The organism is Shewanella electrica (assembly GCF_022321485.1).
Classification (GTDB): domain Bacteria; phylum Pseudomonadota; class Gammaproteobacteria; order Enterobacterales; family Shewanellaceae; genus Shewanella; species Shewanella electrica.
In genome coordinates this window covers 197,953-213,549 of sequence record NZ_JAKOGG010000003.1, presented here as the reverse complement: position 1 = coordinate 213,549, position 15,597 = coordinate 197,953, and the positions used below count along the sequence as shown (strand labels likewise).

Here is a 15,597-nt window from a genome sequence, read left to right as displayed (position 1 = left end):
GCAAAATTCAGGAGAGTTAAATGGCCAGTCGTGGTATTAACAAAGTCATTCTGGTAGGTAATCTGGGACAAGATCCAGAAGTCCGTTATATGCCAAACGGCAATGCTGTTGCCAATATCACGGTCGCTACCAGTGATACATGGAAAGACCAGCAAGGTCAGCAACAAGAGCGTACCGAATGGCACCGTGTGGTGTTCTTTGGCAAGCTGGCTGAAATTGCAGGCGAGTATCTGCGTAAGGGTTCCCAAGTTTATCTGGAAGGTAAACTGCAAACGCGTAAGTGGAAAGATCAAAGCGGTCAAGATCGTTACACCACGGAAATTGTGGTCGATCAAGGCGGCACCATGCAGATGCTGGGTGGTCGTAACCAGAACCAAGGTGGCGGTCAACAAGGCGGCAACATGGGCGGCGGTTACAGTGCACCACAACAAGGTGGCGGCAACCAATACAACGCGCCACAACAATCTGCGCCAGCGCCACAATACAACAGCGCACCACAGCAGCCACAATATAATGCGCCGCAGCAATCTGCCCCTGCTTACCAACAGCCACAGCAGAACAGTGGTTATGCACCAAAACCGCAACAACCAAACAGCGGTTATGCGCCTAAGCCACAGCAATCTGCGCCAGCGCAACAAGCACCGGCACAGCAGCCACAACAAAACTACACACCAGATTTGGATGACGGTTGGGACGACGATATCCCGTTCTAGTCGTTATCAATGAAGCACTTGCTTCATTGCACTGGGTGAAAACAAAAAAAGCCACTGGTCGCAGTGGCTTTTTTGTTATGTGACGGCTTGCGGTTATGGTTGTGCTGATTCGCTCTAGCAGCATCTTTACCGTTGCGCCTATATCCACACAGCATAATGCGGCTTATTGGGCAAGTTTTGTCAGAAAGCAAATCGCTGCTCTAAAGGTCAATAACGATAACGCATGGTATGTGTCGCAGATCGTTGAGTTTTTGGCTTCAATTTTCCAACAGGAGCTTAAACATCTTTAGCTCAGCGTGTATAAAGATGGCTCTGCGCCAGACATTGATGGCTGCATATTTGAAACCGGCGGTGGCTATTTCTTTGAATTACAGCAAAACGGCCGCAAAGCTTGAAGTGATTGCTGGGCAATACAGCATTCTTTAATGTAAACCGTTCTGTGTAAGCATGTTGGCATCAGCTCTAAGACCGGATTAAACCAGCGTAACCAGAGTGATCAGCAGTAATGGGTGATACCGCCAATCTTCGTCGTTGAGGTAAAAGTAAAATGCACCGAAAAGGACCACCGTATGCCGTAGCGTTTGGTGCCGAAGGCGCTATTCCACCGCCATATGTTCGCGCTATAGCTGCTGATAAAGTGCTATTGGCGGGCAATCTGCAACCGCTTGGTCTGGCCGCTGAGCTGTCATTCCCTGAGACTAATGCACTTGATAGTAACCCAGCGTTAATCGACATTATGCTGAACCTTAACGCTATGGGCGTGGTGTTTAGTTACGATCCTAAGGCTGCTGTTTCACCGTCATGGTTTATGGCAAATCTGCAAGATAAAGGGTTACTGATTGAATCCTATCAAGAAATTTCGTGGCGAAGTCCCAAACTATGGCATCTGACCACCTATGAACTGTTGTAAAACGCACAGCAAGCATCTGTTGTGAATTAACCACCTAAAAAGATCGCTGGCGCAAGCGCGCTTGAATCATTCGCAAAGCTCGTCCAATCCACAAAGCTTGTTTTATTAAAATAGTCTTAAGAATTGATTGACTTCCTGACGCGAGATCTCTACATTTAGTTGCTTAGTCAACAGTTGCGCTAGCAACTAATGGTGGTGAATGATGTCAACTCAACCTGAAACGTCGGAAGAAGTTCCATTAATACTTGATAATATTGGTTTTTTAATCGGTAAAACGGAACACATTAAAGATCGCTTGCTGGAAAAGTACTTAGCGTATCCTGCGTTGGAGGAGGAGTTGACCTCGTCTCAGGCCAAGGTGCTGTTTCAAATCCACAAGTTTCAGAGTTATCGCCCATCAGATATCGGCAAGATGCTGAATGTCGATAAAAGCAATATCACCCGCATGGTGGAACGCTTGGAGAAAAAAGATCTCATCGAGCGTCACCCCGATCCAGACGATCGCCGTTCATTTCTGCTGTATCTCACTGACAAGGGCCGCGCTACGGTAAACCGCGCGATGCCGTTGGCGGTCAATGCATTGGCGGAACTTGAGCAGGCACTCACCGATGAAGAAAAAGCACAACTGCGGCACTGTTTGCGGAAGATTGTCACTGCCGCTATCGACGAACAATGTTTGGCACAATTATTAAAAGGAACAAAATGAGCAAACTAACGGCTCTGGCTGCATTGATTCCTGTAGCCATGCTCTACGGGTGTGCGGCACCCGGAGACATTACCCCCACTAATCAGCTGAATGATAAAAGCGTACTGCAACACAGCGTCAGCTTGGCATCGTCCGATTTTTCTGCAGCTAACTGGCCGCAAAGCGACTGGTGGACGGCACTGAATGATGCGCAGCTTAATGAGTTGATCGAGCAGGCGCTGCAACATAGTCCCACCTTGCAGCTGGCCAATGCCAACCTGAGCAAAGCTTCGGCGGCGGTGATGGCGGCCGATGCGCAGTTTGATCCGCAGCTAGCGGCCAACGCTGGCGCAACTCGCTCGCGCTTATCCCGCTCGGAAGATTACAGCTTTCAAGGCAATCAGTACGGCACCATCTACAACTTGGGCCTGAGCGGCAGTTATAACGTGGATTTATGGGGTGGCGAACGTGATGCATGGGAAGCCAGTGTTGATGCACAGCGCGCCGCACAAGTGGATCATCAAGCGGCGCGGATTTCGCTCTCCAGTGCGATTACCAGCAGCTATATTCAACTCGCCAACGCCTACCGTTTGCTGGACATCGCCAAGCAAGATCAAGCGCGTACTCAGGGCATTGTCACGATTACTCAACGATTGCTGGATAACGGGTTGACCTCAGATGACCGCCTTTATACGGCGCAGAGTAATGCTGCTCGGTCACAGCAGACGGTGAAACAGCGTTTACTGGCGATCAAACAACTTAACAATGCATTAGCCACTATGGTCGGTGCTGGTCCCGATTTAGCCAACACCATTAAACGCCCTACGGCGTTGATGAATACTGCATTGGCATTACCAACTGAGTTACCAGCTAATTTACTGGCTCATCGTCCCGATCTGGTCGCGGCTAAATGGCGCGTAGAAGCTGCCAGCAAAAATATCGCGTCAGCGAAAACCAAGTTTTATCCCAACCTGAACTTAACCGCTATGGCGGGATTTAGATCGGTATTAGGCGACGCCATGTTTGAGGATGTCAGCCGCCAATGGCGTGTGGCTCCGGCGATTTCCTTACCGATTTTTACGCGTGACCTAACCGCCAACTTGATTGAAAACACCGCCGAGTACGACGCCGCAGTGGCGCAATACAACCAAATTCTGGTGACCGCCCTTGGCGACGTGGCCGACACGGTATTAGCGCTGCAATCGGCCGAGCAGCAGTTGACTGATGCACAACAGAGTGTGCGTTTAGCCAGCCAAAGCTATCACATTACGGAAAAACGTTATCAGTCGGGCATGGGCAGTCAGTTGGAGGTGTTGATGGCCGAAAATCAACTGCTGCAAGCGGAATCGGCCCTGACCACGCTGGAAAACCAGCAACAAGAAAAGCAAGTGACCTTGGTGAATGCCTTAGGCGGCGGTTTTTACAACGCGCCTGTTAACGGCTCATCAGACATTTCATCAGCCAATGGCACTGCTGCCATCCAATAAGTTTTCTGAGGTTTAAGAGATATGCAACAACATCCTAGTGACAACGCGTCTGCTGACAATAAAAGCAAACGCAAAAAAGGCCTCACCATCTTTGCTGGCGTGCTGATCGCCGCTGCGGCCTGTTCTAGCTACTATTACTTCAACTATGTGGTTGGCGAAGAGAGCACCGAAGATGCTTATGTCAGCGGCAATTTAGTGCAAATTACGCCAGAGATCACTGGCACCGTCACCCGCATTGATGTGGACGATGGCGACTATGTTAAACAAGGTCAGCCGCTGGTATACCTTGATGATGCCGACACCAAAATTGCCTTTGAAAGTGCCGAAGCCAATTTGGCACAAACGGTGCGCCAAGTGCGCGCATTGTTTAACGACCTTGAACAAGCCAAAGCCGTGGTACAAACCCGTAGCATCGCCTTAGCGCAGGCCAAAAGCGACTATGAACGCCGTAAAAACATGGTGGAAGCGGGCGGTTTGTCACGCGAAGAACTCAGCCACGCCCGCGACGTGATGAACTCTGCCAACCAAGATTTGGTAGCCGCCAAGCAGCAACTGCAAGCGCGCGAAGCGGCGGTACATAACACCACGGTGGCCACTCACCCAATGGTGAAAGCGGCCATTGCGCAAGTGAAACAAACCTATCTGGCGCAGCAACGTACCGTGCTGATGGCGCCGGTGTCTGGCTATGTGGCGAAGCGCAATGTGCAGGTGGGACAACGTATTTCGCAAAACTCAGACTTGATGGCCGTGGTACCGCTGCATCAAGTGTGGGTGGATGCCAACTTCAAAGAAACCCAGCTGCAAAATATGCGTATCGGCCAAAAAGTGGCGCTGATTTCTGATTTGTACGGCGATGACGTGGTGTTTCACGGTGAAGTAGAAAGCCTCGGTATCGGTACTGGCAGCGCGTTCTCCGTGTTGCCTGCGCAAAACGCGACCGGCAACTGGATTAAGGTGGTGCAACGTTTGCCAGTACGCATCAAATTGCATGACGATGAACTGAGCGCTCACCCGCTGCGTATCGGGTTGTCGATGGTGGCTGAAGTGAATACTGAAGATCAATCGGGTGCCTTGTTGCCACAACACAGTGAGACCAAAGCCTTGTACAGCACCAATGTTTACAGCCAGACATTGGCCGGAGTGGATTCGCTGGTGGCGCATATTATTGCCGCTAACGATGCCAGCGATAACGGCTACATAGCCAAAAAATCATAAGGTTCGGCAATGAGTGAACAGCAACAATTTCGACCAGCGAACATGGCATTGTGCGTCTTTGCCATTTCGCTCGGCGTATTTATGCAGGTACTCGACTCGACCATTGCTAACGTGTCGCTGCCGACCATTGCCGGTAACATGGGCGTTAGCCTTAGCCAAGGCACTTGGGTCATTACCTCGTTTACAGTGTGTAATGCCATTGGCTTACCGATCACTGCGTGGTTGAGTCGCCGCGTAGGTGAAGTGCATCTGTACGTGGGCGCGTTAGTGCTTTTTAGTTTGATGTCCTTCCTCTGTGGTGTATCGCAATCGATGGGTGAGCTGGTGCTATTCCGTGCCTTGCAAGGCTTGGTCGCGGCGCCACTGTTCCCGATGAGCCAAGTGTTGTTGATGTCGATTTTTCCCAAAGAGAAACGGCACATGGCGTTGGCGCTGGTTAGCATGGTGGCAGTGGTTGGGCCGATTTTAGGGCCGATCCTCGGTGGTTGGCTAACCTACGACTACAGCTGGCCGTGGATCTTCTTTATCAATCTGCCAATCGGTGCATTTACCGTGATGGTGGTGCTAAAGCAGCTCAAAGAACGGCCTCACAAACCAGAGAAAGTGAAACTGGACGTGATGGGGCTGGCAACCATGGCGCTGGGTGTCGGCGTGCTGCAAGTGGTGCTCGATAAAGGCAACGACTTAGACTGGTTTGCCAACTCGTGGATTGTGGCGGGGTCAATCTTCGCCGTTATCATGCTGACCTTTATGGTGATTTGGGAACTGACTGACGATAACCCCATTATCAACCTGAGACTGTTTAAGAACCGCAACTTCTGCATCGGCACTATTTTGCTGACGTTAGGTTATGCTGGATTCTTCAGTATCAACCTGATTTTGCCGCAGTGGCTGCAAAGCCAAATGGGCTATACCGCACTGTGGGCGGGGTTAGCGTGTGCACCTATGGGCGTGCTTCCGCTGTTTTTGACACCAGTATTGGGGCGCTTTGGTCATAAGATGGATATGCGCATGTTAGCCGCTGGTTCGTTTCTGGTGATGGGGCTGAGTTGTTATGCGCGCGCCCAATTCAACTCCGAGGTGGATTTCGGTTCGATTGCCATGGTGCAGTTGTTTATGGGCATCGGTATTTCGCTGTTTTTTATGCCGATAACCACCATTTTGCTATCGGATTTGTCAGGGCCAGAAATTGCGGACGCTGCGTCGCTATCGACCTTTATCCGTACCATTGGCGCCAGCTTCGCCTCATCGTTAACCACTTGGTATTGGTCGCATGATGCCAGCTTGCATCACTCGGTACTGGCGGAACATATCTCCAGCTATAACCCGTTGGTTGCTGGTGATATTCAGCAGGGCGGATTATCGTTCCTTGAGCGTATCAACGGTACTATTACCTCGCAGTCATTCATGATGTCGACCATCGACCTATTCACTTTGTTGATGGGCATGTTTGTGCTGTTGGTGCCACTGATTTTCTTGACTAAGAATATGGCCGCCGCGCGCGCTTGATAGCCAGCACGACTTAAAACCACTGCATTGTCAGTGGTTTTTTCTTGCCGTCATTCCTGATTGCGCTGCTCGCCATGGACGGCGCAACGCGATAGATTTTGGCGATATTTATCGTCACTACATGGAGTATCAGTGGCAATATGGACACTTATATTATTTACTTAGCACCGCACTAGGTGTGGATTGTGCGCCGCGCGGGTAAATGTTTTATCCGCTATGATGCGGGTGCACATGCTAACATCTGGCGTGAAGATGAGATCGCCGCTGCTGACGCCGAGGCGATTTTATCCGCCGCTCCAATACCGTGATGGGCGCGATAACCAAGGTGCTGTGGCAACTGCAACAACAGCAGGTTAACGCACCCAAGTCCAATTGGTTGAGAGAATAGCTGTTGCTCGATCCGGTGATGGGCTTAAGTCGCGTGTTTTAATTAAGTGCGCTGCGTTGCCCCTCATACTATTTACATCCCTTTTTCGAGGTAACCATCCTCGTTAACATTTGGCGGTTGCGGTTTGACGTTGGCTATTGATTTGTGATTCAGTGACGCGCTTAATTTGGTACGCCGTTAATAAGCCAGAAATAACACAAGGAGTTATTTGCGCTTGGTGTAATCATTAAAAGGGAATCCAATGAGACACTTTACTGCGATTTGTATCGCCTTGCTGTTTGCGTTATTTCTTACTGCCTGTGGGCAACCTGTGCCGCCAGAGAAAGCTGCTTATGTCGGTGAGTGGCAGAATAAAAGCATGTATTTACTCATCACTGAAGACGGTAGCGTCAGTTATCAACGTCTGAAAAACGGCGGCAATGTTTCGGTAGATGGCCCATTGAAGGAGTTTACCGATGAGGGCTTTGAAGTGGGCATTGGCCCGATGAGCACCACTTTTGTGGTCAATCAAGCGCCATTTCAACAAGATGGCGAATGGCACATGATGGTAGATGATGTGTTGCTTATCAAAACCGCCGATTAAGGACTTTCCGCCCAGCGGTCTATCACTAACCAACAAGTATTGAGTAACATCATCGAGTGGACAGTTGGCTTCGGTCAGCTGTTTTTTTATGAATCTTGAGGCAATTTAACGTGAAGCGGTGCCAAACCGGTTTGACTGCGCGAATGTGACTATGGCACAACCCAACAAAAAACTCCCCACCCGCACCGTTGATATCAGCTGCGCCAAATGTAACGCCGCCATTTTTAAGTACCATAAAGGTGGTAAAGGCGCGTTGGTAAAATGTTTTATCGAACGGATTGCCGAGAATTACACCGAGCAAGCCTGCCATTGTCCCGGTTGTGGTCAAGCATTTGCCCGCGAAACGCTGATCCGTGGTGCGCCTGCCTATAAAATCATTGGCGGCAAAGTCCGCATGAAGTAATACTGCCGCTTAAAAGTCGTTGTTTCTTCGTACGGTTGCCAACATCAACTGATTGAATTTTTTAGTCATTTACCCTCATCAGCGATTGTGTAGTTCACAAAATACTTATATTCGTTACTCACCTCACAACCACGCAATAAACCCTTTAGTGCGCCTATTAGCCAATGGTCTATAAGTGACCAATATCGCGGAATCAACATGGAAAAAGGCGTCTACTGCGACCACACTTGAGGTGGCAATAGATGTAAGCATTAAGTGATTGATGCAGTATGGCATTTTTATCGGTTTTCGCCGTTTAAACGGGTTGAGATTGACAGGAATTACCGAATCAAGGACGCACCAAATGCCATGTAGCCACAAGGTTTGTGTCGTGGGGACACAAGCTGACTCAGACGATGGGCAACATTTCTTATGTTCTTACGCCAATTGGGGTTGGCATTTGGAGGATATATGACAGTAGGTAAAGTTCTGGCCGCAGTTTCACCGGTTTTTTTGGCGCTAACACTCACAGGTTGTGGTAACCAAGTACAAAGTCAATTTAACGCAGCGGATATCTGTAAGGGCAGCATGGCAACTGCACTGGAAAAAAATGTTAACGACATTACTGTGGTGGACCGTAATGGTCGTCTTATTTATTTGAAATACACCAACAAAGAGGATTGGAAAACCGATTTCTATCGTTGCCGTGTTGATGATAATCATGTGGTTTGGGGCCCCAACAAAGGGGAATGGCAAAATGAGAAAACGGGCATCATCACCGTTAGTGGTAACCGCGATCAGTTAACTGTGACCGAAGCGACTGAGCAAGGTGATGTGACCAAGCAATACAGTTTAGATGAACTGCGCGGCTCATAATTTTTGAGCTAATGAGTAGGCTAAGAAGGCAACCAGCGGGTTGCCTTTTTTATTGGCCAATCGCCACTGCTAAGGCGTTGTGCCGCGGCCAGTGCCATGACAAATAGCGCCATTTGACGTATAATTTAGCAGCAATTTAGGAGGCTATATGACAGCAAGCGCTACGGCGAAATCCCCTCAAAGCAAGACCAAATTTACGCCGAACATGGAGAATTATAAAACCAGTTTGATGTACGAAGGACTAGCCCTAAACAAAGCCGATGAAAACCTCACCATTGAGGAGCTAAAGCGGAAATATGCAAAGACATGATGTGGCACAAGACAAGTATGGCGTCGCCCAAGACAAATACTGTTATCCCAACTCAGGCGTATTAATCAACCTGCTGCATATTCATCGCGCCGATGAGTTGGCTGCTGCCGAAGCGGCATTCTCCGCTGAACGTTACCGCACTTACAATGCCCCAATACTTACCATTGAAGATTTTACCTTTCATCACCTGTGTGAATTACACTATTACCTCTTTCACGATGTGTACGCTTGGGCTGGCAAAATCCGCGATGTCGATATTGCCAAAGGTACTACCCGTTTTTGCCATTGCGACCGCATTGCGCCAGAGGCTGACAAACTGTTTGCCCAAATCCCATCATTAGCTTTATTGAGTTATTCCAGCACCTTGATTGAAGCGATTGCCGATCTCTATTGTGAGATCAACTTGTTGCACCCATTCCGCGAGGGCAACGGCCGTGCACAGCGATTCTTTTTTGAAGAGATGCTGTTCTGTTTAGGCTTTGAGGTGCACTGGCCTCATATCACCAAAGCGCAGTGGGTGGACGCCAATATTGCTGGTGTCCATCTCGACCTTGGCCCCCTGATTGAGATCTTCGAGCAAAGCGTCACGCCGTTGGTAGATTAACTGCACTGTACTCGTTCAGTGGTATCCACTAGGTAACAGCTTAGCATTGCTTATCAATCCCACATCCAGCGAACAGGAAGGAGTGTTTTCCCTTGTTCGCACCTTCACTAGATCCTCCCATCTCTTTGTTTATAGCTCTTCATTATCAAATATTTAACAAAGTTCACTAAACTATTTGCCTTTTCGTTGTTGGGTAAACTGGATTTATGTGTGAATACAGCAAGATAGTAATAGGTTTCTAGCTTGGTGAAATATGTATTTTGTTAAATATCAATTAGTTAATCTTTTCTGTTTTTCGGGTATTCGTTTGGCTATTTCGATATTTAACAAATGTATCATTTGTTATCAATTGGTGTGTTTTTGTTAAAAATACGACGTTCACAATGCTAGTTTGAGCACGTTTTCTCCTAATGCTCATGCTGGCGAAACACAAAAAATAAAAGTGAAACCTATAACTTGTGGGAAGGTGAACGATATGTTTAGGACAAGCATGCTCTCAACCGCAGTCCGCTACTCGTTGCTGCTCGGCTGTGTTGGTGGCTTTTCTGTCTATGCGGCGGAGAACGACGCGGCAGTCGAAAGAACAGCAATGGCTGCAACAGCTGATGCGGCAACACCAATGCTAGAAGAAGAGCCAATTGAAAAAGTAGTCGTTACTGGTAGCCGTATCCGTAAAGCGGAGTTTTCCGAAGCATCGCCAGTACAAGTGATCGATGGTGACATCTCACGCGATCTGGGGATGTTTGACGCGGCATCTATGCTGCAAAGCTCAACCCAGATTGCTGGTGTGCAAATTGATAATACCTTCGGTGGTTACGTCACCGATAACGGCCCTGGCGCTGCAACCATTGGTTTCCGTGGTTTGGGAGCGGAGCGTACCTTGGTGATGCTCAATGGTCGCCGTATGGCACCAGCGGGTATTGGTGGTGCGCCAACATCGCCAGATCTGAATATGATCCCTGGGGTGATGATCCAGCGGATCGAAAACCTGTTTGACGGCGCGTCTACCGTTTATGGTTCGGATGCGGTGGCTGGTGTGGCCAACGTTATTCTGAAAAAAGACGTGCAAGGCTTTGATATCACGGCTTCTCGTTCACAACCGAAAGGTGATGGCGGCGAAGAAACTGTGCTATCTGCTATGTGGGGCTCTACCTTCGATAATGGTTTCGTTACCATTGGTGCGGAATACAACGATCAAAAAGCGATCTCTCGCGGCGGTTATGACTTTACTAAAGGCTGTGAAGAGCGCATTTGGGAAACCGAAGATGGTCGTCGTATCACTCGTGCTAGCGGCTACGGCCCGACCGCTCGTGGCGATGTTGATACCTGTGACATTTTCCCGCTGACCAACCGTGTTCAGTTTGATAACTTCTTCGGTAGCCTTTATGCCACACCGGGTTATACCAACGTGGATGTGCCGGGCTTCTCTGAGAGCAACTTACCTAATGCTTACGCTGGCTACATGCCAACATGGGTAATGGCTGACTCCAACGGCGATGGCATTCCTGATGCGGTGATTGTTGATGGTAACGGTGATGGTTACACCGACGTTGATCTACAAGATCCGTTCTACGCCTTCCAGAACTCTGATTACTACAAATCTGGTGATTATCGCTCGCGCAACAAGCGCTATTCCTTCATGTTGAATGGGGAATATAACTTCCAAGACGCCAATAACACCACGGTTTATTACGAAGGTTTATACGCTAAGCGTAAATCGCCAACCTTTGACCCAGGCGCGCAGATCTTTGAATGGGTACCAGATAGCAACCCGTTTAACCCATGTGGCGTCTACGGGGTTAACTGTATGGCCGCTGCGGGCACTGATTGGGGCCCAGTGTGGGCTCGTCCTATCATCAACATTCGTGGTGACCGTGATCGCTCTGACATTGAGTTAAGCCAGTATCGCGGTGTGGTAGGCGTGACCGGTGACTTGCATGCGCTGGAAAATATCGGTCTGCAAAACTGGTACTACGATACCTATGTTTCTTACAGTGCCTCCAAAGGTACTAACAACATGATGGGGATCAGCGAAGAACGTCTGCTGAACTCTCTCTATACCACAGTCGTCAATGATGACGGCTCAATCACCTGCGGTGACGGCACCGACGGCTGTGTGCCAGTGAACCTGTTTGCTAGCAACATCTACCAAGCCGGTGGTGGTACGCTGACCGATGCTGAATACGACTACCTAATGGTAGAACGTAAGATGGAAACCAAGGTAAATCAGGCGATCGTCAACGGCTACGTGGGCGGTGATCTGTTCCACCTGCCTTGGAACAACGAAGCCGTATCCTCCGTTTTCGGGGTGGAATGGCGTCGTGATGAGATTGAAACCAATGCCAACGACGTCGCCTCGCAAGGCTTGTTGTGGGGCTGGTTTGCTGATGCCGGCGCTGACGGTTCACGTATTCTGCGCGAAGCTTTCTCTGAAATGGAATTTCCATTACTGAAAGGCCAACCGGGCGCGGAAGAGCTGACCTTTACCGCTTCTGGTCGTATGTCGAAAGAGACCTATTACAACACCGCTAAAACTTACAGTTTGAAAGGTGTGTACCGCCCGGTGGATTGGTTTACTATTCGTGGTACCAAAGGGACTTCGTATCGTGCGCCTAACCTGCGTGAGCATTTCCTCAATGGCCAAACAGGTTTCAGCACGTTGATGGACCCATGTGTGGTGCCTGCCGATGCGCGCGTCTCTGATCCACTGAATTCAAACGTGCCAGCCACCTATGATCCAAGCTTAGACGAGCGTGATGCCGCAGTCCTGCAACGCTGTGTCGCTTCTGGTGTTGACCCAACCTCATTGGGCTTAGGCCAAAACGGTGAAACGTCATTCAGCAACTCTTACAGCACTGAAGTGACTAGCGGTGGTAGTGAAGAGTTAGACCCAGAAACTTCAGTCGCTAAAACCTATGGCTTTATCTTTGAACAGCCATTTACTGATGCGTTTGAGCTGACCTTGTCTGCCACCCGCTTTGATATCGAAGTGACCAACAGTATTGCCGAGCCAAGCGCGAGCTACAGCATTGGCCAATGCTACTCAGCTGACGGTAACGCGGCGTTCTGTGACCGTTTGAGCCGTGGTGAAGACGGTACCTTCGACTTCATCGACTCAAGCTTTATCAACATCGGTTTGATTACCTCTAAGGGTTACGATTTCAACCTGTACTACAAAAAAGACGTAGTGCTGTTTGATAACAACCTGCAGATCGGCTTGGATGTGACCGCCACCAAGATGACTGAGTCAGTCTACGACGTGCTGGGCACAGTGGATGACAACGTTGGCGAGCCAGACTATCCAGAATGGCGCGGTAAAGCCCTGTTGACCTTGCGTTATAGTGACTTCTTCATGAACTGGCAGACCGTGTATATCGGCAAAGGTGAAGAGGATGATCGTGGTGAGTTTTTGGAAAACACCATTGGTTGTACCGGTTTGTATAACGACGATGGCAGCCCGTTGCGTTGTCGCCCTGTGGCATACACCGATGATTACTGGACGCACAACCTGTCGATGGGCTACGAGTGGAACAACTACACCATCAACTTAGGCGTGCGCAATGTATTCAACGACAAGCCACCAAAAGTTGACCCAGATGGTACGTTGTCTAACACCAACATTCCTTTGGGTGTGGGTTATGCCTCACCTAGGACGGTGTTCCTGAACTTGAATGCTAAGTTCTAACCCACTAGTTCCTGAACTTGAACGCTAAGTTCTAACCCCTAGTAATACCTATCAATGGCCCTGCAAAGGGCCATTTTTAGTAAGGACGGTGCGAATAATGTGAGCTAATGCTCTCGCATCCTCTTAAGGAAGATTAAAATGAGCGGTTATTTGAAATTTCTGATGTTATTCGCGCTGGCATTTGCGGTATCTGCGGGCGCCAATGTGGCTACTGATAATGTGGATGAAGTTGAGCGTTTTGCGACGCTGCCGTTCATCCGTACAGTGAATGTTTCCCCTGATGGCAAGCACCTTGCCGTGATTCGTTCTACCTCGAAAAATGGCGATTATGTCATTGAAATTTATGATGCTAACAACCTCAAGCAAGCACCTGTCACCTTAGGTGCGAACAAGATGTTGGTCTCCAGTGTCACTTGGCTGAATGACCAGCGCATTGCGGTAAACTTTCGGCAGATCCTCGAAGATCGCGCCCACCGATTTTGGGTAAGCAAACTAGCCATCACCAGCATTGATGGCAAAAGTGATTGGTTAGTGCCATTTAGCAAAAATACTCGAGCGGGCTTTCAACTTTTGGATGTGCTAGCCGATGACCCTCAGCATGTTTTGGTTTATGGCGACGCCAACGATAACTACATCCCTGACGTAATAACGCTGAACGTTGATACCGGCAGCAGCGCTATTGTACTGCGCGGTTCCGACAAGATTAACGGCGGCTTTATGACTGACCATACTGGTCAAGTGCGCGTTGGACAGGGTTGGAATCTCGCCAATAACACCATTGATATCTATGTCAGAAAATCGGCCAGCGATGAGTGGTTATTGTTAAAAGAGGTTACCGCCACCAGCCGAGAAAACTACAGTGTGGTGGGCTTCAATAAAAGTAATCTCAACCAGCTGTATGTGCTGATGAACTACGGCGAAGATACTGTTGGCTTGTATCAATACGATATTGATAAAGGCGTGTATTCCGATCGCTTATATGGGCTGGAAAACGTTGATATTGATGCGGTGCAATTCAATAAGCAGCACGAATTGATCAGTTTTAGCTACACCGAAAAGCAGCCGGTCAGTTACTTTATTGATAAGCAAGAGGCAGCACTAAACCAACAGTTATATCAGTTGTTCCCGCGGCAATATGTGCGTATTAGCAGCCGCAGCGTTAACAATGATGTATTGGTAGTGAGTGTGTCTGCAGACAAAAATCCCGGCGAATATTATCTGCTTAACCGAGGTGGCCAACTGCAAAAAATCGGCCCGACTCGGCCACTGCTCACAGAAGAGATGCTGTCGTCGGTGAAATATATCGCCTACGAAGCACGCGACGGTAAAAAGATCAGAGCTTATGTCACGGTGCCTAGCACTGGCAAAGCGCCTTATCCAACGGTCGTTCTGCCGCACGGCGGGCCGTGGGCACGGGATGTGGTGGTGTTTGACGAGTGGTCGCAGTTGCTAGCACATCATGGCTTTTTAGTGGTGCAAGCTAACTTCCGTGGCTCCACTGGTTACGGTTTAGACTTTTGGAAAGCTGGCGATAAAAACTGGGGCTTAAAGATGCAAGATGACCTCGATGATGCCGCCGAGTTTCTGGTCGAAAAAGGTTTGGCTGATCGCAATAAATTAGCCATGTTTGGTTGGAGTTACGGTGGTTATGCCGCATTTGCTGCGTCGATGCGAACGCCGAACATATACCAGTGCACCATTGCTGGCGCAGGGGTGAGCGACCTGAGCCGTATCAATGCCACTCTCAATGACAGTCGTTATTTGAGTCTCTTACAAGAACCCACCATCAAAGGTGTTTCACCTATTGAACAGGTGCAGCACGTCAATGTGCCGATTATGGTCGTGCATGGTGACATTGATAGCCGGGTGCCGATTGAGCACAGTCGGGCATTTGTCAAAAAGCTCAAAGATTTCCATAAAGACTATCAATATATTGAGCTAAAAGATGCTGACCACTTCTCCGATACCTTGTTCTACGATCACAAAGTGGAACTGTATAACGGCATACTGAGTTGGTTAGATAATAAATGCGGTTTTAAGTCTTAGACGGTGCGAGCAAGTTTTCGCTATCAACCGTTGTCAGCACGCTTGTCGAGTATGCGACAAGCGCATCCCCGACAAAATTGTTGGCTTTACAACAAAATGATGACATTGCACAAAACTTCAACATTGACCTCATTGGCATACGCCAAAAAAGTTTGATGAATGTCGCATTTATTCAATCAGTTAGTCCCTGCATAAAAAATAAAC

Annotated in this window: 13 protein-coding genes; all 13 read left to right on the top strand. The window is 48.9% G+C overall.

Features of this window, described 5'->3' with window-relative positions; all coding sequences use genetic code 11:
• The first annotated feature begins 20 nt into the window (after nucleotides 1-20).
• Complete coding sequence (gene ssb / locus L9G74_RS05825) at nucleotides 21-713, top strand: single-stranded DNA-binding protein (protein WP_238895362.1); 693 nt, start codon at nucleotides 21-23, stop codon at nucleotides 711-713.
• Between the two features lie 547 nt (nucleotides 714-1,260).
• Nucleotides 1,261-1,623, top strand: a complete 363-nt coding sequence (locus L9G74_RS05820; RefSeq protein WP_238895361.1) for a hypothetical protein — start codon at nucleotides 1,261-1,263, stop codon at nucleotides 1,621-1,623.
• A gap of 199 nt (nucleotides 1,624-1,822) precedes the next feature.
• A complete protein-coding gene (locus L9G74_RS05815; protein ID WP_238895360.1) occupies nucleotides 1,823-2,329 on the top strand; it encodes a MarR family winged helix-turn-helix transcriptional regulator in 507 nt (168 codons plus the stop codon).
• Nucleotides 2,326-3,795, top strand: coding sequence for an efflux transporter outer membrane subunit (locus tag L9G74_RS05810; RefSeq protein WP_238895359.1), 1,470 nt, complete (start codon nucleotides 2,326-2,328; stop codon nucleotides 3,793-3,795). Before L9G74_RS05815 ends, L9G74_RS05810 begins: the two co-directional genes overlap by 4 nt.
• 21 nt (nucleotides 3,796-3,816) lie before the next feature.
• The gene (locus tag L9G74_RS05805) at nucleotides 3,817-5,010 is read left to right on the top strand and encodes an HlyD family secretion protein (RefSeq protein WP_238895358.1); all 1,194 of its coding nucleotides are present in this window, start codon (nucleotides 3,817-3,819) and stop codon (nucleotides 5,008-5,010) included.
• Between the two features lie 9 nt (nucleotides 5,011-5,019).
• Nucleotides 5,020-6,519, top strand: coding sequence for a DHA2 family efflux MFS transporter permease subunit (locus L9G74_RS05800; RefSeq protein WP_238895357.1), 1,500 nt, complete (start codon nucleotides 5,020-5,022; stop codon nucleotides 6,517-6,519).
• Between the two features lie 629 nt (nucleotides 6,520-7,148).
• Nucleotides 7,149-7,490 (top strand): hypothetical protein, encoded by a 342-nt coding sequence (locus L9G74_RS05795; RefSeq protein ID WP_238895356.1) that lies wholly within the window; start codon nucleotides 7,149-7,151, stop codon nucleotides 7,488-7,490.
• Between the two features lie 151 nt (nucleotides 7,491-7,641).
• On the top strand, nucleotides 7,642-7,893 hold the full coding sequence (locus L9G74_RS05790) for a hypothetical protein (protein WP_238895355.1): 252 nt from the start codon (nucleotides 7,642-7,644) through the stop codon (nucleotides 7,891-7,893).
• A 450-nt stretch (nucleotides 7,894-8,343) separates the two neighbouring features.
• Nucleotides 8,344-8,748, top strand: a complete 405-nt coding sequence (locus L9G74_RS05785) for a hypothetical protein (protein ID WP_238895354.1) — start codon at nucleotides 8,344-8,346, stop codon at nucleotides 8,746-8,748.
• A gap of 148 nt (nucleotides 8,749-8,896) precedes the next feature.
• Nucleotides 8,897-9,058, top strand: a complete 162-nt coding sequence (locus tag L9G74_RS05780; protein ID WP_238895353.1) for a hypothetical protein — start codon at nucleotides 8,897-8,899, stop codon at nucleotides 9,056-9,058.
• Nucleotides 9,045-9,662 (top strand): Fic/DOC family protein, encoded by a 618-nt coding sequence (locus L9G74_RS05775; RefSeq protein ID WP_238895352.1) that lies wholly within the window; start codon nucleotides 9,045-9,047, stop codon nucleotides 9,660-9,662. The genes L9G74_RS05780 and L9G74_RS05775 overlap by 14 nt, the downstream gene beginning before the upstream one ends.
• 475 nt (nucleotides 9,663-10,137) lie before the next feature.
• Nucleotides 10,138-13,347: a TonB-dependent receptor domain-containing protein gene (locus L9G74_RS05770; protein ID WP_238895351.1), complete on the top strand. Its 3,210-nt coding sequence runs from the start codon at nucleotides 10,138-10,140 to the stop codon at nucleotides 13,345-13,347.
• A gap of 138 nt (nucleotides 13,348-13,485) precedes the next feature.
• Nucleotides 13,486-15,393 (top strand): alpha/beta hydrolase family protein, encoded by a 1,908-nt coding sequence (locus L9G74_RS05765; RefSeq protein WP_238895350.1) that lies wholly within the window; start codon nucleotides 13,486-13,488, stop codon nucleotides 15,391-15,393.
• Nucleotides 15,394-15,597 lie beyond the last annotated feature (204 nt).